At 45.2% G+C, this 22,593-nt stretch carries 15 protein-coding genes and 1 pseudogene; 3 read left to right on the top strand and 13 right to left on the bottom strand.

Features of this window, described 5'->3' with window-relative positions:
• Positions 1–83: 83 nt before the first annotated feature.
• From MY523_RS01970 to MY523_RS01960, 3 genes are all read right to left on the bottom strand, one after another.
• Complete coding sequence (locus tag MY523_RS01970) at positions 84–2,675, bottom strand: winged helix-turn-helix domain-containing protein (RefSeq protein WP_250657135.1); 2,592 nt, start codon at positions 2,673–2,675, stop codon at positions 84–86.
• A 204-nt stretch (positions 2,676–2,879) separates the two neighbouring features.
• On the bottom strand, positions 2,880–3,914 hold the full coding sequence (locus MY523_RS01965) for an AraC family transcriptional regulator (RefSeq protein ID WP_250657134.1): 1,035 nt from the start codon (positions 3,912–3,914) through the stop codon (positions 2,880–2,882).
• A gap of 454 nt (positions 3,915–4,368) precedes the next feature.
• Positions 4,369–4,950 (bottom strand): pyridoxamine 5'-phosphate oxidase family protein, encoded by a 582-nt coding sequence (locus MY523_RS01960; protein WP_250657133.1) that lies wholly within the window; start codon positions 4,948–4,950, stop codon positions 4,369–4,371.
• 166 nt (positions 4,951–5,116) lie between these two features.
• Between MY523_RS01960 and pdxR the strand changes: the two genes are divergently transcribed.
• Both pdxR and MY523_RS01950 read left to right on the top strand, forming a co-directional pair.
• Positions 5,117–6,577 (top strand): MocR-like pyridoxine biosynthesis transcription factor PdxR, encoded by a 1,461-nt coding sequence (gene pdxR / locus MY523_RS01955; RefSeq protein WP_250657132.1) that lies wholly within the window; start codon positions 5,117–5,119, stop codon positions 6,575–6,577.
• 197 nt (positions 6,578–6,774) lie between these two features.
• Complete coding sequence (locus MY523_RS01950; RefSeq protein ID WP_250657131.1) at positions 6,775–6,996, top strand: type II toxin-antitoxin system Phd/YefM family antitoxin; 222 nt, start codon at positions 6,775–6,777, stop codon at positions 6,994–6,996.
• Between the two features lie 461 nt (positions 6,997–7,457).
• On the opposite strand, the gene MY523_RS01945 is transcribed toward MY523_RS01950, so the two are convergent.
• From MY523_RS01945 to radD, 10 genes and pseudogenes are all read right to left on the bottom strand, one after another.
• Complete coding sequence (locus MY523_RS01945; protein ID WP_250657130.1) at positions 7,458–9,332, bottom strand: sensor domain-containing diguanylate cyclase; 1,875 nt, start codon at positions 9,330–9,332, stop codon at positions 7,458–7,460.
• 96 nt (positions 9,333–9,428) lie between these two features.
• A pseudogene (gene zapE, locus MY523_RS01940) lies at positions 9,429–9,629 on the bottom strand (AFG1/ZapE family ATPase); the annotation flags it as partial.
• A gap of 332 nt (positions 9,630–9,961) precedes the next feature.
• Positions 9,962–10,660 carry a 16S rRNA pseudouridine(516) synthase RsuA gene (gene rsuA, locus MY523_RS01935; protein ID WP_250657129.1) on the bottom strand — a complete coding sequence of 233 codons (699 nt, stop codon included), beginning with the start codon at positions 10,658–10,660 and terminating at the stop codon, positions 9,962–9,964.
• Positions 10,661–10,761: 101 nt separating this feature from the next.
• Positions 10,762–12,036 (bottom strand): DEAD/DEAH box helicase, encoded by a 1,275-nt coding sequence (locus tag MY523_RS01930; RefSeq protein WP_250657128.1) that lies wholly within the window; start codon positions 12,034–12,036, stop codon positions 10,762–10,764.
• Positions 12,037–12,191: 155 nt separating this feature from the next.
• On the bottom strand, positions 12,192–12,773 hold the full coding sequence (locus tag MY523_RS01925; RefSeq protein WP_250657127.1) for a hypothetical protein: 582 nt from the start codon (positions 12,771–12,773) through the stop codon (positions 12,192–12,194).
• A gap of 91 nt (positions 12,774–12,864) precedes the next feature.
• Positions 12,865–13,797: a DUF6160 family protein gene (locus MY523_RS01920; protein ID WP_250657126.1), complete on the bottom strand. Its 933-nt coding sequence runs from the start codon at positions 13,795–13,797 to the stop codon at positions 12,865–12,867.
• Between the two features lie 366 nt (positions 13,798–14,163).
• The gene (locus tag MY523_RS01915) at positions 14,164–16,032 is read right to left on the bottom strand and encodes a choice-of-anchor D domain-containing protein (RefSeq protein WP_250657125.1); all 1,869 of its coding nucleotides are present in this window, start codon (positions 16,030–16,032) and stop codon (positions 14,164–14,166) included.
• 338 nt (positions 16,033–16,370) lie between these two features.
• The gene (gene rlmF / locus MY523_RS01910) at positions 16,371–17,411 is read right to left on the bottom strand and encodes a 23S rRNA (adenine(1618)-N(6))-methyltransferase RlmF (RefSeq protein WP_250657124.1); all 1,041 of its coding nucleotides are present in this window, start codon (positions 17,409–17,411) and stop codon (positions 16,371–16,373) included.
• A gap of 91 nt (positions 17,412–17,502) precedes the next feature.
• A complete protein-coding gene (gene yihG / locus MY523_RS01905) occupies positions 17,503–18,444 on the bottom strand; it encodes a 1-acylglycerol-3-phosphate O-acyltransferase, YihG family (protein WP_250657123.1) in 942 nt (313 codons plus the stop codon).
• A 114-nt stretch (positions 18,445–18,558) separates the two neighbouring features.
• Positions 18,559–20,382, bottom strand: a complete 1,824-nt coding sequence (gene radD, locus MY523_RS01900; RefSeq protein ID WP_250657122.1) for a DNA repair helicase RadD — start codon at positions 20,380–20,382, stop codon at positions 18,559–18,561.
• A gap of 648 nt (positions 20,383–21,030) precedes the next feature.
• Here radD and MY523_RS01895 point away from each other — a divergent pair.
• Positions 21,031–22,554 carry an FAD-dependent oxidoreductase gene (locus MY523_RS01895; protein ID WP_250657121.1) on the top strand — a complete coding sequence of 508 codons (1,524 nt, stop codon included), beginning with the start codon at positions 21,031–21,033 and terminating at the stop codon, positions 22,552–22,554.
• Positions 22,555–22,593: the final 39 nt, after the last annotated feature.

The raw sequence follows: 22,593 nt of genomic DNA, 5'->3' as shown, positions 1-22,593 counted from the left end.
CTTGCTGCTTTAGGAGCAGCATTGAAAATTATTGATAAACAACCTTCAATGCTTAGACAGAGCCAACCCGCTGTGCAAAAACGCTACCGCTGATGCGCCAACATCATTGCCCCGCTGCGGTTTGAAACCCCTAACTTTGCATAGATATTCTTTAAGTGCCATTTTGTGGTCGATAACGCAATGCCTGTCTGCTTACTGATGTCCGTGTTCGACAGGCCAGCGGCTAGTAACTCAAAAATTTCCAGCTCTTTTTCTGTCAGTACTATATTTGGGTTAAGCGACGGCTGATGAGTGGTTTCGGTTTCTTTCAACTGATCCTCAAACAACTCACGAAAAACAACCGGAAGTTCAATCCGGTTTCGACTGAGAGCATGTTTAAAAACACTATCAAGCCCTGGTGACTCATCGAACACAGTCCGCGAAAAGCAGGCCAGCCCATATCGCTCGAGTAATTTCTTAAGCTGGTTAATCACAATATCCCGATTACCCTGATGGTAATTCACAACCAGCAAATTACAATGCGCTATAAGCGCACGGGTCTTAATCCCTTGCTTATCAAGTGTCGCTATCAGTTTGGTTAATATATCACTGGCTCTATCATATCGACCTTTTGCTGTTAACCAATAGACTGACGCTAAACCATAACGCTCTCTACTTTCTTGGTAGTATGCTTCATCTCGCCAGGCTTCTTGCTCTATCCATAACGACAGGTCATATTTTTGTGCTATGCCATCTGCCGAAGACACTGACTGCTCTACCACAGCCTGTCGCATAAGCTCTTGCACTATTTGGCTCTGAAATCGATCATAACGCCCAAACACGAGAATTCGATCCAGTTGGTCGAGTAATTTAAAAGCCTTCTGTTTTTCACCTTGTATATGTAACAGTCGGGAGTAGCTCAAATACACGGTAGAAACTACTTCGGTTGCACAGGAAAAGCTCACGACTGGTAACAGCTTTTGGCATAGATCGACTGCTGACTCAAGCTGGTTCTGCTCGTAATACACAACCATCATGCCAGTTGCCAAGTTAACCCACACGGGTGTTTTGTGCTGCTCATCCAGATGACTATATAACTCAGTCATATACTGGGCCGCTTCTACGCCTCGCCCCATGTAGCGATCACATAATATAACCACCAGGTCTGCATAACTCTCAAGAAACGTATAACCCGCTTTAGATAAGTACTCTTTTGCGTCGTTTGCAGCAATTAACGCCGGTTCGAGTTGCCCCTTGTATAAAAAAATATAGGCGATAATAACCATTGAAACTGCGCGCATGTCAGTATTTTCATGAGTTCTAGTGAAGTACTTGGCCCTTGCGTCATCAAATACTTCAGCGTCTCGCTGAAAAAGCGCTAATACAGATTCGAGGAACTTTACGCTAGCCTGATCAGCGACATCACCATGTTGCAATATTTCAAGATAGTATCTTGCTTGATTGAATCGCCGGGAAAATATGCAGGCATATATGAGTGGAATAGACAGCGATGATTTCTTCCTCGTTATCTCATCTGAAATACCCGACAATGAGCTAAAAACAGACTCAAATTCCCCTGATTTAATCCATTCATTGCATGACGTGGCTAAAACAGAGTTATAGTAATCCTCGTCACCACACAATGATGCATGTCTAATCGCCTGAGATAGTAAGTGTTTGGTTAAAAAATACTCCGCTGCACACCGGTGAATATAATTTACATAACTGGCACCTTCTTCAACCAACAACCGGCTCTGAAGGAATTCTTGTAATAACGAGTGATAACGAAACGCCCCGTGAACATCATTGACGGGGACGATAAAGAGTTCTTGAGCCGCCAGTCTTTCAAGTATGATGGCACTCTCTGGTCCAAAAACCTGACGACAAAGTTCTACATCAAAGTGCTCAAATAAGGCGCTACTTAGTACAAATTTTCGTGCATCTTCAGTTAAATGCTTAAGCACCTCAAAGCCAAAGTAATTTAATAGCTCTGGCTGATTCCCACTAAATGAGTTTAATGCGGATTCACCAGATCTAACATAGGCCAACAGGGCAAGCTTTACCCCCACGATCCAACCTTCAGTCTGCGTGTACAATGTTAAGATTTTTGACTCTTCCAACTCCTTCCCTGTAATTTCAAGACTTAAGTAGGTGATGTCTTGTTTAGTCAATTTAAGGTCATTACCGTCAATAACTAAAATTCGTTCCGCCAGCTTCAATCGACTCACTGAAAACTCTGGATGCATTCTACTAGACAAAACTAAACTAACATGGCCCGGCAGGTGTGCGATCAGCTGGCAAAATACAGTCGACACAAAAGCGTCTTTAAGGTTATGGAAGTCATCGATAATAATTACCAACCGATTATCGACCAAATTGAAGGCCTGAACCAAAATATCAACCATCGCATCAGTTGATACCAGCTGCTCAGTTTTGAAAAAGTTAAAAAAAGGCGCATCCCACAGAGGCGTGCTTTTTTTTAGTTCGTTAAATATCTTTTTGAATATAGAAAGAGGGCTATCATCACGAGTGGAAGCATCCAATTTAATCACGGTATTGCCCGCGGAGTGAACCTGCCACTGACCTAACAGGGTCGTTTTTCCAAACCCTGGAGCCGCGACGATAAGCGTCAATGGGTAATTAAGCCCTTTGTCCAACAGGCAGAGCAGCTCATTCCTTTGAATTTCGTAGCGCATGTTTCTTTTTACATTTCGTTATTATTTTATCGTTCCAAGTGCGCAATAACCAAGTGCACTTTTACGCAACACGTGTACCCTGAATAATCATTATCACACCATTTAATTGTAAAATAGTATTATCTGTATAGGCTTTGTGAACTACTTCTAAAGTTACCAACAAATAGGCTCTAATTGATTATTTCGCATGCCTTTGCAAAGGCTTTATTTTGAAGTTTTACGTGCTTCGCCCGGTGTTTTTCCTGTCCAGTTTCGGTATGCACGGGTAAAACTGGCCTGATCACCAAACCCTAACTTATTCGAGATTTCACTAATAGGCATAGGCGTATCAAGCAAATAAAGATCTGCATAGCTCTGCCTGATCTCGTTGCTGATTTCCCTAAACGATGCATTTTCTTTTGCTAATTGCTGGCGAAGATAACGGGCACTCATACCCAAACGCTCAGCACATTGCTCAATGTTTGTCTGTCCATGCGTTTTTAACACATAGTCCCTCACCTTTGCCGTTATATGACCAGCGCCTTCGCCTCGATCAAACATGCCTTGTAACTCGGCACGATGCCTATTCTCAGCCAAGGAGTATACGACTTTTCGTTTATCATCTTTTTTAGTTTTGCGGTGTACAGGTTGTCTAAGATCAGGGAAAGTAACCTGATTATACTTTGCTTTAAACGCCCACTCAGTATTGGGTGCCAACGCCCCCCATTCGTGTTGATTTTTTCCCGTTTTGAAATCACATTCAAAACGTATTTCTTTACAAATAGTAGACGCAATTGTATAGATGCTTCCCATATATACTTTGGCTATAAATGACTTGGCGGCACCAAGTTCCCACTTATCATTTAAACGTATCACCACCTCACTGCCACTGTACAACACCTCCATATCAAACAACGGTAAACAAACCCGGAGGTGCTTTACAACAGACTCAATCAGTTGAGGATAATTTTCTCGACTTAATAACATGTATCCAAATAACCCATGAGCACCTATATCGAGTTGCTGGCCGAATTCAAAGGGGGCTTTTTCATCGTTAAGTAACCACTGGGCACTTTCCAGCAGCAGAATAACCTGATTAACTGAAAGATAACTGTCTGCTTTGTTGATTAAGCCATTCGCAGCTGAGTTGTGAGTGATAACTACCTCTTCAGAAATACGTTTAGTTTTTAAGAACCTCAAAAAGCGGTCTAAGTACCTGGAAGACACTAAAGGCACATCATAGGTCAGAGTATCCTGCATAATAACTCCTTTGCCCTGAGGTAAGATAAGTACAACTGCTTTGAAGGTAGGGCAATTAAAGCGCTTGAGGGCAGATTAGTCGTTCAAATAACAGGTCAACAGATCAGCCATTCCAAGCAATCAAATATAATTTATTGTCTTGGAGGGAAGGTTAGAATGAGCACTAGGTAATCTTAACCCCCCCAAAGAAGGGGGTGAATTTTAATAAATCGTACCAAAATGACTTGGAGCCTATAATTTACACGGTATTACAGGCGTTAACACTCATTAGTTACTGATTAAGTAAGCGGGTAAAAGAGCCCAAAATATGAAGTAAATCACAGTTGCTACCCGCCTACCTTCTATTTAATAACGCCCACGTTTAAACAAACTGAAAAAAAGTACTTTCTGTGACCGGCAGCCCCTCTATCCGTACTCGATAGAAAATATCCATTCCATCAACTTAAGTTAAAGGCTACAGATGAAATGGACAAGCGGGTTTGGTGCCATTCCAAACGGGTAACGATAAGTCTTCTGGTTCTTCGATAGGGCCACCTTTGCGGGCCTTAAACGAACCTTCGTTGATGGTCAGCCTCATCAATGCGGTTGCTTTGCGCTCTAACTTGTTGGGAGACCTTACCTGATCCCAACGCCCTTGCTCCAGCTGATTGATAATCACCTCGAACGCCCGATCAAACTCCTTGTCATCCACAACTCTAACCCCAGTGCAATAGAGCACCGCAGAGCGATAGTTTGCGCTGTGATGAAAGGCCGATTTGGACATCACCCACTCGTTGTACTCTGCAAATGAGATACTGCACTCTGCACCACTTTCTATCAGTCGCTGCAAGCGGCTTTTATTCGCCACATGGAAATACAAATGCTCTTCAACCCGCCATACCGTGATAGGTATGACTACTGGGCGACCATTAATCACAAACCCCATATGCCCCAGCTTTAAATCATCAATGAGCTGATAAACCGTTGCTTTGTCATAGCTTGCGCGCTTGGCCACTCTTTTCACTCTGCTGTGTTCGGTACAGTTAAGTTCAGTCATTTCTTCCTCCTTGTGTTTTTAAAGCTGTCTATTTATTACTCTTTAAAATCTAACCGCTGGTCAGCCCCCCTGCTATGGGTTGCATTACGTGATTTGATATGGTGATTTTGCGCCTCAACTGGTATCGTTAAAAGATCCAGTTTTTAATAATACATGGTGCCAGTTGATGGAAGCCCCTTCGTTTTCGAGTTTTGAATTTAGCTCTGACCGTCCGTTACAGGAGCAGCTACAATCCCAGCTAACCCAGTGGATATGCGAAGGTCGATTGCCACCGGGTACCCGCCTGCCCTCTTCTCGCCATCTGTCCACTGAGCTTGGCATTAGCCGCAATACCGTGACGATTGTGCTGGAGCAGCTAAAGTCGGAGGGGTTCCTGGAGAGTGTTCAAGGCAAAGGAGTATATGTATCGGCAGACTTGCCACGTGATATTTCAGGCCCATCTGCCATTCGCTGGGATGCAAAAGGCGCACTTCCAGAACTCTCAGACTTTGGCCGCGACCTTAATAAAACACCACTCATGGAACACGGCGAAATACTGCCATTTACGCCGGGCATACCGGATATAAACTCGTTTCCTCAGAAAGCCTGGCTGCAAATACAAAGAACCCATCAGAGCCGTGTGAGTTTACTGGGCTATAACGGTAATCAGGGGTATGGGCCACTGCGGGAGTCTCTTGCAGAGTATTTAACACTCTCCCGTGGTGTACGCTGCAAAGCAGATCAGATCATCATTACTCAGGGTGCACAGCAGGCGATCTCTCTCTGTGCACAACTGCTATTAAACGAAGGGGATTCAGTTCTGGTAGAAAACCCGGGCTATATGGGGGCAAGAAAAGCATTTTTAGCACGTAGAGCTAAGTTAATATCCTGCCCAATGGGTGAGCACGGAGTAGACCTTACAGCCCTGCAACGCCGTTTAAACATAGCGTCATGTCACCCCAAACTGATGTACATCACCCCGACCCACCAGTACCCTTTAGGAGGCATTCTGCCCGCATCGCAACGGTTGAAGCTATTGGACTGGGCAGCGGCGAATAACATCTGGTTAATAGAGGATGACTACGACAGCGAGTTTCACTATTTCCACAAACCCATCGCGGCGCTACAGGGGATGGCAGAACAAACGCCCGTCATCTATATGGGCAGCTTTAGCAAAACGTTATTTCCCGCATTAAGGCTAGGTTATCTCGTGGTGCCTGAAGCGCTAGTTAAGGTTTTTGTCAAAGCTAAAAGCTATATGGGGGGCGAGTCTCCGATGCTCACACAAGCCGTTGTTGCCGATTTTATTAGCGAGGGGCATTTTGTCCGCCACCTACGCCGAATGCGGCTTCTGTATCAGGAAAAGTGGCTGCACCTCAACCACCTGCTGGGCACTCAGTTACCTCAGCATGTAAAACCCATCGCACAAAGTGCCGGTATGCATCTGGCTGTTGAGATTCCAGATGTAGACGACCTGGCACTAAAACAGGATTTTCAAAAACAGGGCTACGGCAGCTCAGCACTTTCATCATATTTTAATGACAAACCGACAAAAACGGGGCTGGTGTTGGGGTTTGCCAATACCACAAAAGATCAACGAGAAGAGGGAATTTCTTCGTTAAAGGGGCTGTTAAAAAGGCCCTATTAACTGTAGTAGTACTAACTGTAGTAACTCAGTCTTGAACAGACAGGCTTGGAATTGATTTTCGATTTTATCTGACAACCCCTTCCCCAAAGCAACTATTGAGAGTTCAGCACTGGTAGGCAACTCTGGACGCATTATTAGTAACAAAAAAAACATCGTGCTACAATCAGACTTTATTCAGTCCGAATATAGGTATGTAAATGCAAACCGAAACAGTTACTTTCGTAAAAGAGAATGCTAACAAGCTTAACGTGGATGAACCTTTGTTAGTTACTCAAAATGGAAAAGCAAAATATGTGGTTCAGAGTTTTGAAGATTATCAATATCAACAGGATTCGATAGCTTTGCTTAAATTGGTAAATCTAGCGGAGAAAAGCATAACAAAAGAACTCTCGATAAATGATGCTTTTGATATAGATTAAATTATTATGTCATATCAACTCATTTTTAGTCCCGTATTTAAGATCTCCCTGAGAAGGCTTTGTAGTTTTATAACGAGAAAGCATTCAAAAAAACTAGCAAATAAAACAAAAATAGCGATCCGAAGTGGTATTGAAGGCAAGCTTCTCCGTGACCCTTTAATCGGGCCAATATGTGATCGTCTTATAGATTTGGGAGTTGCAGGGTATCGGCAGTTGATAATAGATAAGCACAATATAGTTATTTATCGAGTCGATATTGAGAAAGAAAAGATTGTCGTATTATTGGTGTTTGATAGCAGACAGAGTATCGAAAAGCTTCTCAGCGATGTTAACCTAATTATTTAACCTGAGTTGAAAGGGCCTCTTTGTCACAACAGCTGAGAAGGTAATAAGGCTCATTTACAGCAAAAAACCACTACATAATAACCTTGTAATACCGATCAATAAACATATCTCACCGCTCAATAAACAACCACATCACGGCCTTTTGCCTTACCTTGATACAGTAACGAGTCAGCTCTGCTTAAGCACATACTAAACGTTTCATCCTCACCCACTTCTGCAACGCCTATGGTAGCTGTCATGGAAAAGGGCTCTTCTGCATTAACAATAACCACAGACTTTATCGTCTGGCGGATATTTTCCAGTACGACGATAGCGCCTTTTAGGGCTGTGTTGGGCAATATAACTACAAACTCCTCTCCTCCCCAGCGAATAACAATATCCTGATGCCTGACGGAAGAACTTAAACATAGCGCAGCCTTAACCAAAACTTCATCACCCGTACTATGTCCAAAGCGATCATTAATTGATTTAAAATGATCCAGGTCGATCAACGCCACCGAATAACCGATTCCCGAGCGCTTGAACCGCTCATGCTCCTGTTTAATCACCATTTCGGCACCATAGCGATTGACCAACCCGGTCAGTGCATCAGTGTGCGCCATAGCTTCAAGTTGCTGGTTAGAAGCCCTTAATTCAGCGGTTCTTTCAGATACCGTGCTCTCTAATTTAGCCGTCAGGTCGACCAACTCCTTATTGCTGGCCTCCAAATCAGCGCCTAGTTTTTCAGACAGGCTAAACGCCTCTGTCAGCCTCATATTCGTTACATAGAGCTGGCTCAAGACGTAAATCATCACACCAAAACTTGTAAGGTAGCCTACTGTGCCGATTTCATGAGCATAAGCAATGTCATTGACTGCGGTAATAGCCAGCGCACTGGTTCCGATAAATAGCGCGATCGCCCCCTGTTTTCGTTGACGCATAGCCAGACCTAACACGTAGAACAGATAGACCATGACGATAAAAATGCTATAGATTTGAAAACTAAAAATCAGTCTGGAAGAGAGGTCAACAGAGGCAACAAGCAATATCCCAATATAAATGGCTGATACACCACCCATCGCGATCATTACAGTGTGACTAAACTGCTCCGGGAAACTTGATCGAATGAATAGCGCAAACAACGGCACACTCAAATAGAAGGTTAGGTAATCAACAATGATAATCTGGCTGAATGTTAGGGCAGGAAAAACATGAAGTAGAATAATATCGTTTAGTATCAGTTCTCTAACACCTAATGCGGTGCATATCATTGCCACCAAAAGAGGTAAAACCTCTTTCCTGCGCAGTAGACATAAAATCAAATTAAACGCAGCAACGGCGAATAGAAAACCCGATAAAAATACGCTGAGCAGCAAAGAGTGCTGCTGTTCATCATAGATGACTTCAGGGGAACCTAACCCTATTGAATACCAAACCCCACCCCAGTTATAACTAAAGTTTGCCACTCGCAAGGTCAGATCAAATGTCTTGGCAGGTGGCGAAAAACTGATAACTTTAGGTTGATAGGCAGGTTTAGTATTAGACGAATTCGTACCCGGCAAACCCACAGTGGTTAAGTGTGTTTCATTTACAAATAGCGAATAGGCCGTTCCTATCGTAGGTAACCTTATCGCAAGGGGATTAGCAACGTCACCAATAGTGATTTTCAGATGGAAGGTTCCAAAACCGTGAGCGCTATCCTGAACCGTTTGAAACTCACTCATATCCCAAGAATGCGGCAGCTCTATTACGTGAGTATTTTCAGACATCAAGCGTTCATTAACCTGGAAAGCTGACAAATACTCCCCGGGAAAGAAATTCCACTCGCCATCCAGTGATACCGCCTGTTCGGTAAGGTCAAACTCAGTTAAGTTAAAGCTTCCAGCCTGAGCAACCGGTCTGGCATCGGTCTGGTATCGCAGACTCAGCGAGCCCAAAATCATAAACATCATGGCTGATAAAAACAGAACCAGCAACACGGCAACAATGGGTTTAGTCCAATGCAAGATCATAAGATAGGCTTTGGTATCAGAACAATAAGTAACTCATTAACTGTAGGATGATAGCGGCCAGTAAGCAAACTCGTCAGGCCGAATCAGCAGGACAATTCAGGAAGAAGGAGCATGCGGCATACCATGATATTCTTCGGATGCCATTTCGGTGAGTCGGCTAAGCACCCTTTCGAACTCAAAGCTTAACGCACCGCCTAAGTAAAGCTGCGCTAGTGGCACTGAACAGGTCACAAAGAGCTTCACTTTGCGCTCATAAAACTCATCAACCAGCGCGATAAACCTTCTCGCCGCATCATCCGTTGATGACAACACAACCTTTCGTTCTCCGGTTTCGCCCGTCCCACTTTCCCCCACAGATATAAACCTCTAGGAGAGACTACGCGCTTATCAGCAGAGCAAAGCTGCTCATACAAAACGTTAAGCGCATCCAACACCTCCCGTTGCGCCATATCTTCCGATACGGCACCATTGTTAACCAGCAACTGGTATTTTTGTTTTGGACTTAGCGACAAAAAGAGCCTTTAATCGAATTATAAGAACAGACGGTCTGAAACAGACAGCCTGAAAAGGTGCTTATCTGAAAAATGATCACCTGAAAAATAGTTGTAGCTGAATGCAGTAGAGACCAGCTACGAGTGGTTCACCGAGTCAACTTCCTGCTGGGTTAAATATCGCCACTCACCCGGCGCTAGTTCTTCATCCAAGAGAATCTCCCCAACTTGCTCTCGATGCAACTCAACAACCCGGTTATTAACCGCACCAAACATGCGCTTTACCTGATGATATTTACCTTCGTGTATGGTTAATAGCACTTCTTTTGGCGATAGAATTTCCAGCTCGGCGGGGAGTGTTGGCTGTTTTTCCCCTTTCAGCATAACACCTTCAGAGAATTGTTGAGCCACATCGTCCGTAACCGGCTCTGCCAAAACGGCATAATAGCGTTTGCGGCAATGTTTTTTAGGGGACGTAATCTGGTGCGACCACTTGCCATCATCGGTAATAAGTACCAGGCCAGTGGTGTCAACATCGAGGCGCCCGGCAATCATTAAATCTTCGACTCGCTCAATATCAAACAGATCAAATATCGAGCGGTAATCATCATCCAGTGAAGTGCATACTGCGCCGTCAGGTTTATTCAGCATAATATAACGAGGGCCGGAGAAACGCAGCCGTCGCCCGTCATATACCACTTCATGGCTGTCATTGATCTTTACCTTCTGGTCTTTCTCAACAACCCCATCCACTTTAACATGGCCTTTACCGATAACTCGTTTAGCTTGAATGCGTGTTAACCCGGTGCAGGTGCATAAAAATTTATCGAGACGCATAGATACTCACTACTAAAACCAATATTCACTACTAAAATTGACGCTTATTAATATAGACACTGACGACTACTGACACTAACTACTCACAATATGGGTGCTGCTTATTTCTTCGGTCGAGGGTTATGCCCACGGGCATTTTCACCAGACCGCTGCCCGTCTTTGTGTTCTACTCTGGGCTTTTTAGGTTTCTTTGGCTTCTTGGTTTTTGGCGGACGTGTATTCAGCTTCGTTTCGCGCAGTGGTTCAACGGGTTTAAAACCTTCAATCTCTTTGCGGGGCAACAGCTCGCCAATTAGCCGTTCAATATCAGACAATAACTTAAGCTCTTCAGCGCACACCAATGAGACCGCCTGCCCACTAGCCCCCGCACGACCCGTACGGCCAATACGGTGCACGTAATCCTCGGGTACATTCGGCAAGTCAAAGTTAACCACCTGTGGTAACTGGTCGATATCCAAGCCTCTGGCTGCGATATCAGTCGCCACTAACACTCTCACTGCACCGCTCTTAAAGTCAGCCAGCGCTCTAGTGCGCGCGCCCTGACCTTTATTGCCGTGAATAGCCGCCGCGGTAATACCTTTGCTTTCCAGCTGTTTGGTTAACCGGTTGGCACCGTGCTTGGTCTTGCTAAAGACCAACACCTGTTGCCATTTGTTTTCCTGTACCAGCTTAATAAGCATCGCTGACTTTTTTGACTTATCGGCAGGGTACACCCACTGTTCAACCGCTTTAACCGTGGTATTAGGGGGGGAAACCGAGATCTCAACCGGATTGTTCACCAGCCCTTTAGCCAGCTTCCGAATATCGTCAGAAAAGGTTGCTGAAAACAGCAGGTTTTGTCGATTTTTGGGTAACAGAGCGAGGATCTTTTTAATATCGTGAATAAAGCCCATATCCAGCATTCGGTCAGCTTCATCGAGTACCAGCACTTCAAGTTGTTTGAACTTAATGGCGTTCTGGCTATATAGATCAAGCAGTCGTCCAGGGGTGGCAACCAACACATCAACCCCTTTACGCAATTTCATCATTTGCGGGTTGATCTTAACACCACCAAAAACAACCGCAGATCGCAAAGGCAGGTTTTTACCATAGGTTGCAACGCTCTCTCCCACCTGGGCCGCCAACTCTCGTGTCGGGGTTAAAACCAGTGCTCTGACTTGATTGTTTTGAGCACGTTCGCCATCAGAAAGCCGTTGTAGCAGTGGTAAGGTAAACCCCGCTGTTTTACCCGTCCCGGTTTGAGCTGCCGCCATTACATCCTTACCTTCAATGACCGCCGGAATCGCTTGTGCCTGAATGGGCGAAGGTTTGTCATAGCCTTGTTCGGATATGGCTTTAAGAATAGGAGCAGAAAGGCCCAGGGAATCAAAACTCATAGATATATCTCGTGTTACTGCGGAGGATAAAACTGCCAGATAGGCGGGCGTGCAGCTTACAGGATATTGGCCTTAAGCGCCATGTAAATACAAGCTTAAGGCAATAAGCAGAAGAGTTAGTGGTAAATGTGTATTACTGTTTCACTTTATAGCAACTAAAGTGAGTCCGTCAGCTCATCACTTTCTTTCAAGGTAAACAGCTTTGGCTCTGCTTTAGCGGTGTTAACCCCTCCCCATTCGAGCTTATTATCTGAGCCATTTAATATTTCAGCCGCAAAAGATTCGGCAAATCCCGTTTGATACTCCAACTCTACCCCCAAATACATTTGGTTGCTGCTCGCCTTTTTAAACTTATAAACCACAGCAACGCCTGCAATCTGGCGTGTATTGACTTGAGCATTAAGCGTTTGCCAAATAAGCGGTATGATTTTATCGGAGTTCTTCGCAACCTCACCTGGTTTCGCGTACCAGACATATTTAACAGTTCCATTCTTGAAGAGCGCGGCACCATAGGGGGAAAAATCCCCGTAAGTATCTTGTAATCCCTTTGATTTCTGTAAAACATTGCCAAGAAGGTACTTTAGGTTTGTTCGAGCCTCTTGCTCTTCAAACGCGGGCTTATCTTGCGTTGCCTGAGATTCCCCCCCCTCAGCTAAAACCATGCCCGAAAGGCTTTCCATCAGAAGAAAACCAAGTAAAGACAACCATTTTAATATTGATTTTTGATCTAGTTTCATCAGAAATGTTTGAATACTTAAGTAAATGTCTATAAAGCAAAAAGCCTCCTATGGAAGCTTTTTGCCATTAACTCTTGAAATAAAGCAGTGGCTAGTGTCCGTAGACCAGTGCCGAACCTGTCATTTTAATATCGGTCATGTAGACGCTACCTATAGCAGCACCACCAATTGTAATATCTTCAAAATCGATATCGGCTTCAAAGTTTTGCAAATCAATAGCTAACCCTGCAACGCCTTGTGCGCTAGTTCCTTTGTTTATATTAAGCTGTGCGTGGGCCATTGAGTGCCCCTTATCATCCACAGCCAACCAAACTTTGTCGGCACCACGACTGTTATGAATGGCAATTTTGGTTTCAACCCCCATAAAAGGAACTTTCAAAGAACCTTCAGCATTGAAGTAAGTCGAAATATTCATGCCACCACCATCACTATCAATGAAAATCTCAGTTGGCCCAAAGTAACCTGAGATTTTAAAATCAGAAACCAACACAGTCCCTGTGCTCACGTTACCTATCTCTTCAGTAGATTTACCAAGCCCCACTGAACCTATTTCCAAGCTGTAATCCACTTGATTGAGCAGATTAGTAAAGTCAGTAGCACTTACTGATATCAGCAGGTCGCCATCTGAGAGCACGGGAGCCGTGTAGTTACCACTTACCTGACCACCACCAACAACGACTTGAGATGCCAAGTCAATGAGAGTCTCCCCCATGTTGTTTCGGCCGAGATCGGAACCATCACCCACAACATCCACCATAATCTGGATATCATTTAAGATGCCGTCTCCCGTACCACCAAAAGCACCGGTTCCACCTGTCAGGGTTATATCTTTAATAGATATAAAACCGCCATCTTTATAGTCAACAGCGCCCATTTTTATTTCTGCTGAGTGGATATCTATGGTCAAACCCGCCTGGCCGGTGGTATTCCCCATTTCTGTATCATCTAGCGAAACCAAGTCAGCATGAGCTGTTGACGCTGCAGTTATCGCAGCTATTAACGCTATTTTCTTCAGGCCTTTCATATTTTTCTCCGTCATTGAAGATTATTTTATTTTTGATTTGAGTCGTCTCGCTTAACGAGCGGAAAAGCAACCGTGCCCGTAAAGCTATCGCGTAGTCATTAGGCTTTTTTTGCACAAATTAATCATTGTTAAAAAAGGAAAGGATTTTGTTAAAAGCGGTAACCGTGATGAGGATTAATTCAGATTGTGAGCTACTTCATAATATCTGCTAAACACCTTAACTCACACAACCCGTGTGTAACAGGTATCACGCTTACCCTTGGAAGGATATAGGCCACTTAAAACGAAAAAAAGCACTTTCCCGCAAAGGAAAGCGCTTAAAAAATCAAGCAATATTGGCCTGACAAGCCAACTAAGGAGAAAGCATTAGTCGAGGATAGGACTCATATCTAACTCGATTGTATTTCCTGAACCTTTCATTTTAAGGCTTAGAATACTCGTTAGCGCCCCGCAATTTTCAAGTTCAGGCATGTCATAAGTACCTGTAACCTTGCCACCCAGCAATGGATTGAAATCCTCTCCTTCAAGTGAATTGACCGTAAATGTAACGGGTTCTTTGGTACGACAATTTTCTCCACCGCCAATTTTCCAGTTAATCCACCCAAACATCGTTTTTGTCACTTTGGGTAGCTTAACATAAGCCGTAGATACCGCCGTTAACTTACCGTCAATCAACGTGCCTACTGTTTCACCCACTGGCTCAAACTCAACTTGAGCGGTCGCCAAATAGCGACTCCAGCCTTGGATAATTTCAAAGCTCCCCTGAGTTGAATCAAGTAGCAGGTTACCAACAAACGTGCCAGATGCCAGATCAAAATCATTGGTAATGACGCCGCTTAAAGGAATAGTGCCGTGATTGGCTGCAATATAAGATGAACCGTTTACATTGTAGTTTAGCTCTACACCAGGGCCTGGAGGTGGTGGAGTACAGCTATCAGGGTCTGCAATACATGGGTCAACAATTACTTCTTCACCGAAACCGGTCAAGGTTACAACGGTTTCTGCTTCGTCTGCATCATCAGACAAAATTGTAACGGCGCCTGTACCCTGACCTATACTTGCTGAATAGGTGACATCAACAGAACAGCTAGCACCAGCCGCAACCGTTGAACAATTATTAACGCCGGTAAAGCCTTCGCCCGAAACCGCTACGTTAGAAATCGTGAGTGCTGCTCCACCGGTATTATTAACAGTAACAACTTCAGTTTTACTATTGCCTGCTGCAATAGTGCCAAAGTCAACAGACTGAACGACATCAATCTCAGGGAATACTTCGATTTCACCTGATCCGCTAAGCTGAATGTCTACAGCTGGGTCTACCTCGTCGTTTGACTCGATAGTTAATACCGCATTCTGAGGACCTTCTTCTGACGCGTTGTACGTCACAGTAACAGCACAGGTTGACTTACCTGGAATAACAGAACACTGGTTATTCTGAGAGAAAACAGAAGCATCTGCACCTGCAATATCAACTCGACTAATTTCTAGATCCATTTCACCGGCATTGGTGATGATGATTGTTTTGCTAGTCTGCTGACCCAATTGAATAGTTCCGAAGTCCACTGATGTCTGGTCGACTTCGATATCAGCAGGAATTTCTGGAATAACGACACCACCAACGACCTCAAACGTAACCAGTGTATTGTCCTGACCTGGTGCAAGCGCACAATCAGCCACAAACTCACCAACAGGAGCCGGAGCAACCTGGCCATTTTCTTTTAGGTTTTTCAGATCCATAACAAGATCATCAACTGTCAACGTTACAACACCCGCGTGAGATGAATCAAATGCTTGCGCTGGAGCTGTGCCAGAAGCAGGCACTTCAAACGAGCCAGCCTCATCAGTTGGTATAGTCGTAGGAGGGATCACAAGATCAGCGTTATTGGTAATGTCGCCTACAACCGTTCTAAAAGTGTTCAAGCTTGTCGCTGTACCGGTGATGGTTGTTGCATCAACGATACTCAAACCTAAACGACCTTTTTCAGGGATTATATTGACCGTATCTATAAAAACCTCACCTAACGTAGCAGCACCACTTGCGTCCAAAACAAGTTGCTCTGGGTAGTCTGCAGTTATGTTAGCGGTAATCGTTTGATCACCGATCAAAGGAAATGGACATACAAAGTCTAGAGCTTTGGTGACGGGTGCAGCCATTGCCACGTTATTAGCAGCCATTAATGCGGCGCCCATTACTGCTACCCGCAAGGGGTTAAGTTTAAAGTTTGTTGTTTTCATCCTTTCATCCTGTGTGCTCTGTTATCAAAATTATTAGACATTCCAAAAAGCCCTCCACAGAAACTACAACTTATCTGACCAACTTTCATAGAATAAGATCTGTGCGCCGTCCTGTGGAGCAACAAGTTAGGCCTTGGAGGAACTTGGGGGATATTTGGCTGTTTTTGACTCAGATAGTCATTATCAAAATAGGAAGGATTTTTGTTATAAACGGTATATGTGAAGAGAGACCACAAGAAATTGTGACCAAAATCATGATTTGGATATATGAGCGGCTAAGAAACAGCTTAAGGTGAGGTGCTGCATAAATTTAGTTCCCGCCCCCTTTTAAAGTTACATCAAACGTGAAAAGTCCACGCGATCAGACGACTGATCTTTTGTCCCTGAGCCATTTCCACCACCTTAACCTGCTTAGCACCTGACTTACGCAGCATTGCCTTTAATGGCTTAACATTCTCCCTCTTTGATACCAGGCTCGTAAACCAACCGACCTGATGACCATAACCAACACTCTCTTTAACCATGCGGGTTAAAAACGCTATTTCTCCCCCTTTGCACCAAAGCTCTGCCTTTTGGCCACCAAAGTTAAGCGCTGGTTCTGTGCTATTTTGCGCGTCATTCTTTGATGTTTTATTCAGGTTCTTCCATTTGCGTCGGCTGCCCGCTGTCGCGTCTGCCATGGATGAGTGAAAAGGCGGATTGCAGAGTGTCAGGGCGAATCGGTCATTTGCGGTAATAATCCCTTTAAAAATTGACTGAGGGTCTTTCTGCAATTTCACCGTAACCTTGTCTTTTAAACAGCGGTTCGATTCAACAATACATGTCGCTGCAGCTACTGAAACAGGGTCGATATCTGTCGCCGTAAAGTGCCAGCCATAAGACTGGCTACCAATAATCGGATAAATGCAGTTAGCCCCGGTACCAATATCCAGTACCTTTATACCTTTTCCGGACGATACGCCAGTTTTGCCGGACTGTGCGATAGTTTTGCCAGAAACTACGCCATTTTTTGGCCGGTCCCCCTTCGTGGTGTCTATATGGTGAAGCGGCGCAGACTGTTCTAACAAGTCTGCCACATAGTGGATATAATCAGCCCTGCCAGGAATGGGAGGACAAAGATAGCCATCAGGAATTTGCCAGTGGGTGACTTTATAGTAATAAGCAAGCAAGGCCCTATTGAGCGACAGCACCGCTTTTTGATCGCTGAAATCAATGGTGTTATCGCCTTTCGGGTTGGGCTTGATATGGGCCTTCAGCTCCGGGCAGGCTTGGCAAAGCCTCTCAAGGTCGTAGCGCCCGCGGTGAATGTTTCTCGGGTGTAACGATCCTTTGCCTTGAGATTTATTTGCTTTCAGGTTCGAGCCACGGTTTGCTTTCAAGGTAGTCCAGTATTTATAACGTCAGGATTATGCAAGCTGACTGCACGAACCATGCACAGCCAGCAAAAGACAGAGCGTTCGATGAGTACGGTTACGATTGGTTCAAGTGCTGAGTCATGCTGTTACCAAGTGATGAAACTTCACTGGCTTTGAAATGTTCAATAAGTTGATCTTTATTTTGCCAGATACCGGTAATCCAGGCCTGAAACTCGGCCTTAAACACAGGGTCTTGCGAGTAGTCTTTGCCTCTCAGAGTCTCAGGTATAGGTACCTCTTTCACATCAACAACAATATTTTTTACTTTGCCGGTTAACAACCCCCAAATCCCCTGAGGGCCTTCCGGGTAATAGATCGTGATATCCAGCATGGTATGCATCTGCTCGCCCATGCTTCCCATTACAAATGCAGCACCGCCAAACTTTGGATTGAGCAGGTTAATGTATGGTGACTGCTGCTTTGCGTGTTTTGCTGGCGTAAACCGGGTACCTTCCAGAAAATTAAACACAGCTACGGGGGTGGTCTTGAATTTTTCACATGCGATACGGGTTGTTTCCAGATCCTTCCCCTTCATTTCGGGGTGTTTTTTCAAATATTCGCGGGAGTATCGCTTCATAAATGGAAAATCCAGCGCCCACCAGCATACCCCCATAATAGGCACCCAGATCAGTTCCTGCTTGAGGAAAAACTTGAGCATCGGGATCTTTCTATTCAGCACCTTTTGAACCACCGGAATATCGGTCCATGACTGGTGGTTACAATTTACAAAATACCAGTCGTTTTTCTTCAGGCCTTTTACCCCGGTGACGTGCCAGTTTATCTTTTGCGTGAGTGACAGAATTGCACTATTGAATGCGACCCAGGCATTGGCGATCTCAATAAGCAGGAGGGTCATTAATTTTCGAATAGCCTTAACTGGAAGCGCAAGCTTGAGGAATGTTCCGAATAAAAGGAAAGGAAGCCAAAAAAAGGTGTTTGCGACAATTAGTGTAAACGCCAACAGACCTCTGAACCAATTAGGAAGAAAGCTTAGCATCTAATATCCCGGCCATAGTAGTGAACAGATTGGAAAAATTCTACGCGGGAAAAAAACAAACTTCAATAACGCCGTATTGGTAGGCAACATCGCTTTGCCTAGGTCTCTACCAGTCTAAAGCTGGTTAGCCTTTCTATATGCGCCCTGATAGTCGAATATGCGTTCTTGAACCCGCCATATCTGCCCTGCACCTTTGCTGGAAACTTTTCTTGCTATTACATAGTCTGGCGCAGCGAATGATTCTGAAGCGCTCATTACCTGATCAATTCTAGTGAATTTCCGGGGCTCTGCGCCTTGTTTAAATCGGCGTCCGAACAGCTGATTAAAAACATGCTGCTGTCCTTTATGGGAAAGATCAAACGATTCACTCAGCTCGTCCCCTTGCTCGTCATGATAGATAATTTTTAGCCTGCCGTTACTCTCTTCAAAGGTGACGCCAGCACAGCGTATCACCAGCGCATCCTTAAGTTGAAGAGCCGCCTTTAGCTGGTCATCCGGGTCTATTAGCGCTTCATGGCAGCGTTGGCAATCTCGCGCTGCAATATCATTTTCCGCGCCGCAGTGACGACACTCTTTAAAGCGAAACCGATAGTCACAGGGAATTTTCTCACCCTGCGGGTCAACCTCAACTCCCCAGCACTTGCGCCCATAATGCTCGATGATATGACCGCTATCATCGGTTAGTCCCCAGAATGTATTGGCAAAGTCACAGCGAGGGCAATGAACCATGACAGGAACACTCTCCGATGAGGGTTTAGGGGCGCCCACCTCGGGATAAAATAGATCAAACCCATTGCCAGCGTAATCGATTACCAGACAATCTTTCTTCCCTTCCGATAACCGCAAACCCCGACCAACAATTTGTTGGTAGAGACTTACCGACTCTGTAGGACGCAATATGGCAATCAAATCTACGTGTGGGGCATCAAACCCGGTCGTCAATACCGACACGTTGACCAGAAACGTCAGCTGACCGGATTTAAATTTTGATATCAGCTCATTGCGCTCCTGATTTGGTGTCTTGCCAGTAATCAATGCCGTTTTTGTGGCATCCAAATACCCGGTAATTTCTACAGCGTGTTGCACACTCGCTGCAAAAATCATCACGCCGCGCCGCTTGGGCTCTTTGTTTGCCAGCCACTCAACCTGTTCGATGATCCCCTGTGTTACTCGGGGGTAACGAGAGAGCAGTTCGTTCACCTCTCGCTCATTGTACCGACCCGCCGCATCGCTTTTCAGGCTTGAAAAATCGTAGTGGGTAATCGCAGCATCAACAACCTTGGGCGGGGTTAAAAAGCCGTTTTTAACCATATAATTTAGCGGCAGCTCATAAATACAGTGAGCAAATGGCCTTGGCTCGTCTGCTCGACAATACCCATGATAGTGATATCGATAGATCCACCCTATCCCCATGCGGTAAGGGGTAGCTGTCAACCCGAGCACTTTCAGGTTCTTATTGTGCTGTTTAAGTTGGCGAATAAGTTGAAGATATTGGCTTTCGTTATCAACTTTACCCTCTTGATCAACGGCACTTTCTTGATCAACGATACTTTCGTGATCAACATTGCCGCTGACACGGTGGCACTCATCGATAATCACCAGAGAATAAGCCTCCGAGAAGGCGTCGAGATTTCTGGCAACCGACTGGATACTGGCAAAGGTGACTTGTTGCGACGTACTTTTTTGTTTCAAGCCAGCAGAGAAAATACTCGCCTTAAGGCCGTAGCTCTCATACTTTGCATGGTTCTGTTCGACCAACTCTTTGACATGCGCCAGAACCAGAATCTTGCGTTTTGCCAGTCGCGCCAATTCAGCAATCACCAGACTTTTACCCGCGCCGGTTGGCAGCACGATAACTGCGGATTCGTCACTGCTGCGAAAATGCTCTACCGTTGCTTTAACGGCATCTCGCTGATAGTTGCGAAGTGTAAACGCCATATTATTTTGATTGACCTGTACTTTACCGATTTACCTGGCACTGCTTTCCTGCAGATGACTGAAAGAGAGGATATTAACACTTATCAGACCCACATTAGCTAACCTTTTACATTCAGCCCGACGGCTGAAAATTTATTTGATCGGGCGCAGGGCACCCTCCTACCTTCGTAATCTCTTATTTTGCCAAGGTCTTTGTACGAGGGCGCCCTGCGCCCGATTCTATAGGGTGCGCCATGCGCACCAGTGTCAGCAAGTAGATTATATGCAGGAGCCTTCCACGCCTCTATTAGTTTGCAGTTCGTCATTTTAACCGCTGAAAGGAATTAACCAGAGCTTCCCTAAGCATTACATTTCTGCATATCACTTAAAGGGAGGATATTAACACTTATCAGGCTCGGATTAGCGAACCTTTTACATTCAGCCCGGCGGCTGAAAATTTATTTGATCGGGCGCAGGGCACCCTCCTACCTTTGTAGTCTCTTATTTTGCCAAGGTCTTTGTACGAGGGCGCCCCGCGCCCGATTCTATAGTCCACTATAAACCCTTTCAAAAATAGTCCTTAACAGAGTAAAATCGCTTCCCCTTACACTACTTAAAAAGATGAGTCACACTCGATTACAATGATTCAAAGAGCAGTAACGACAAACTATGATCGAATGTGATTCTCAACAACCTCCTTCGTCCCCTTCCCTGCGTATTGGTGTTGTCGGGGGCGGTATGGCGGGCTCAACAGTCGCGCTTCGACTGGCCGAACTCGGCCTTGAAATTGTACTGTTCGAAGAGGGTAAAACACTGGTGAATGGGCCACCTATTTGCCACCTCCATGCGGGCGGAAATCTCTACCGGGAAATTTCGGATCAACAGTGTATTACTCTGCTTCATCAATCAATCGATACGCTTCAGGTTTACCCCCATACGGCCAATATACGCCCCACCGTTATCGCTATTCCCAAACGTGACAAGGGTTCGCCTGATGCCCTGCTTCCCAGGCTTAAAAAACTGCAACACGAATATGCGTCACTGGTTGAACAACAACCATCGAAAAAAGTACTGGGGTCACCCAGTGAGTACTTTAAGCTATATGACCGGGCTGCACTGGAAGCGCTAACAGAGAAAGAAATACCCGATGCCGTCACGACATTGGATGACTGGATGATTCCAGTGGCAAAAAACCTGAACCTGGATGAATTCAAACTCCCTCTGATTATTGTTCAGGAGTACGGGTTAAGTATTTTCCGTATTGCCTCTACAGTCACGCTGGCCTTTGAAAAACTTGCCAACTGCAGGGTATTAACCAGTACCAAGGTTATTGATATTCAACCCCGGACAAACAGTCAGGGGTGGGAGATATCATATCAATCCCGCGGACAGGCAGCTGATTCGGTTCACGTTGACTACCTGATTAATGCATGTGGTTACCGAACAGGGACGCTGGACGATATGTCGGGATTTAAAAGAGACCGACTGGTTGAGTTCAAAGCCGCCTATATTGCACATTGGCCAGAGTGCCACGGACAGTGGCCAGAAGTGATATTCCACGGTGAGCGAGGCACCCCCGATGGCATGGCCCAGTTGACGCCTTACCCTGGCGGTTATTTTCAACTTCATGGTATGACTGAGGAGATTACCCTCTTCAAACAGGGGCTGGTTTCATCGTCCAGCAGCAGCGCTCAGCCTAAACTAAACAGCCTGTTTAATCGCAAGTTAACGGATCGCTGGTATCAAAACGAGATAGAACGACGCACCGACAAAGCCATAGACCATGTTGCTCAATTCATTCCAGCATTTGGCAGCGCCACTGTTGGCGGCAACCCGATGTTTGGCGCTCAACAAATCCCCGGTGATGATCCGACACTGAGGGCGGCCGACGTATCCTTTGCCGGGAGCCGATACGCAAGAGCGGAAATAGTGAAAGCATCATCCGCACTGGCCGTTGCGGATGCCATTCTGGAGCAACTCAAAGAAGAGTCACTATTGACTTCAGGCAATCCTATCAAAGCAGCTACATATGGCACTGAAACCGCTCAGCAGTTCTCCATAACCAACACGCTTGCCCCCGATAACATTACCTCTTTGGCTGAAGAGTTTGCCATAAGCAGAGCATGCCCGGCAGAACTAGCCAGGCCTGTTGGAACCCTTAGTATTGCAAAAACGAGCATTACAAAAAGCTAGTACCAGAAAAAATTAGTACCAGAAAAAACGAGTACCGCA

The organism is Alkalimarinus coralli (genome assembly GCF_023650515.1).
Taxonomy (GTDB): domain Bacteria; phylum Pseudomonadota; class Gammaproteobacteria; order Pseudomonadales; family Oleiphilaceae; genus Alkalimarinus; species Alkalimarinus coralli.
The sequence above is the reverse complement of the archived record's forward strand: the minus strand, read 5'-3'. Positions and strand labels throughout refer to the sequence as shown.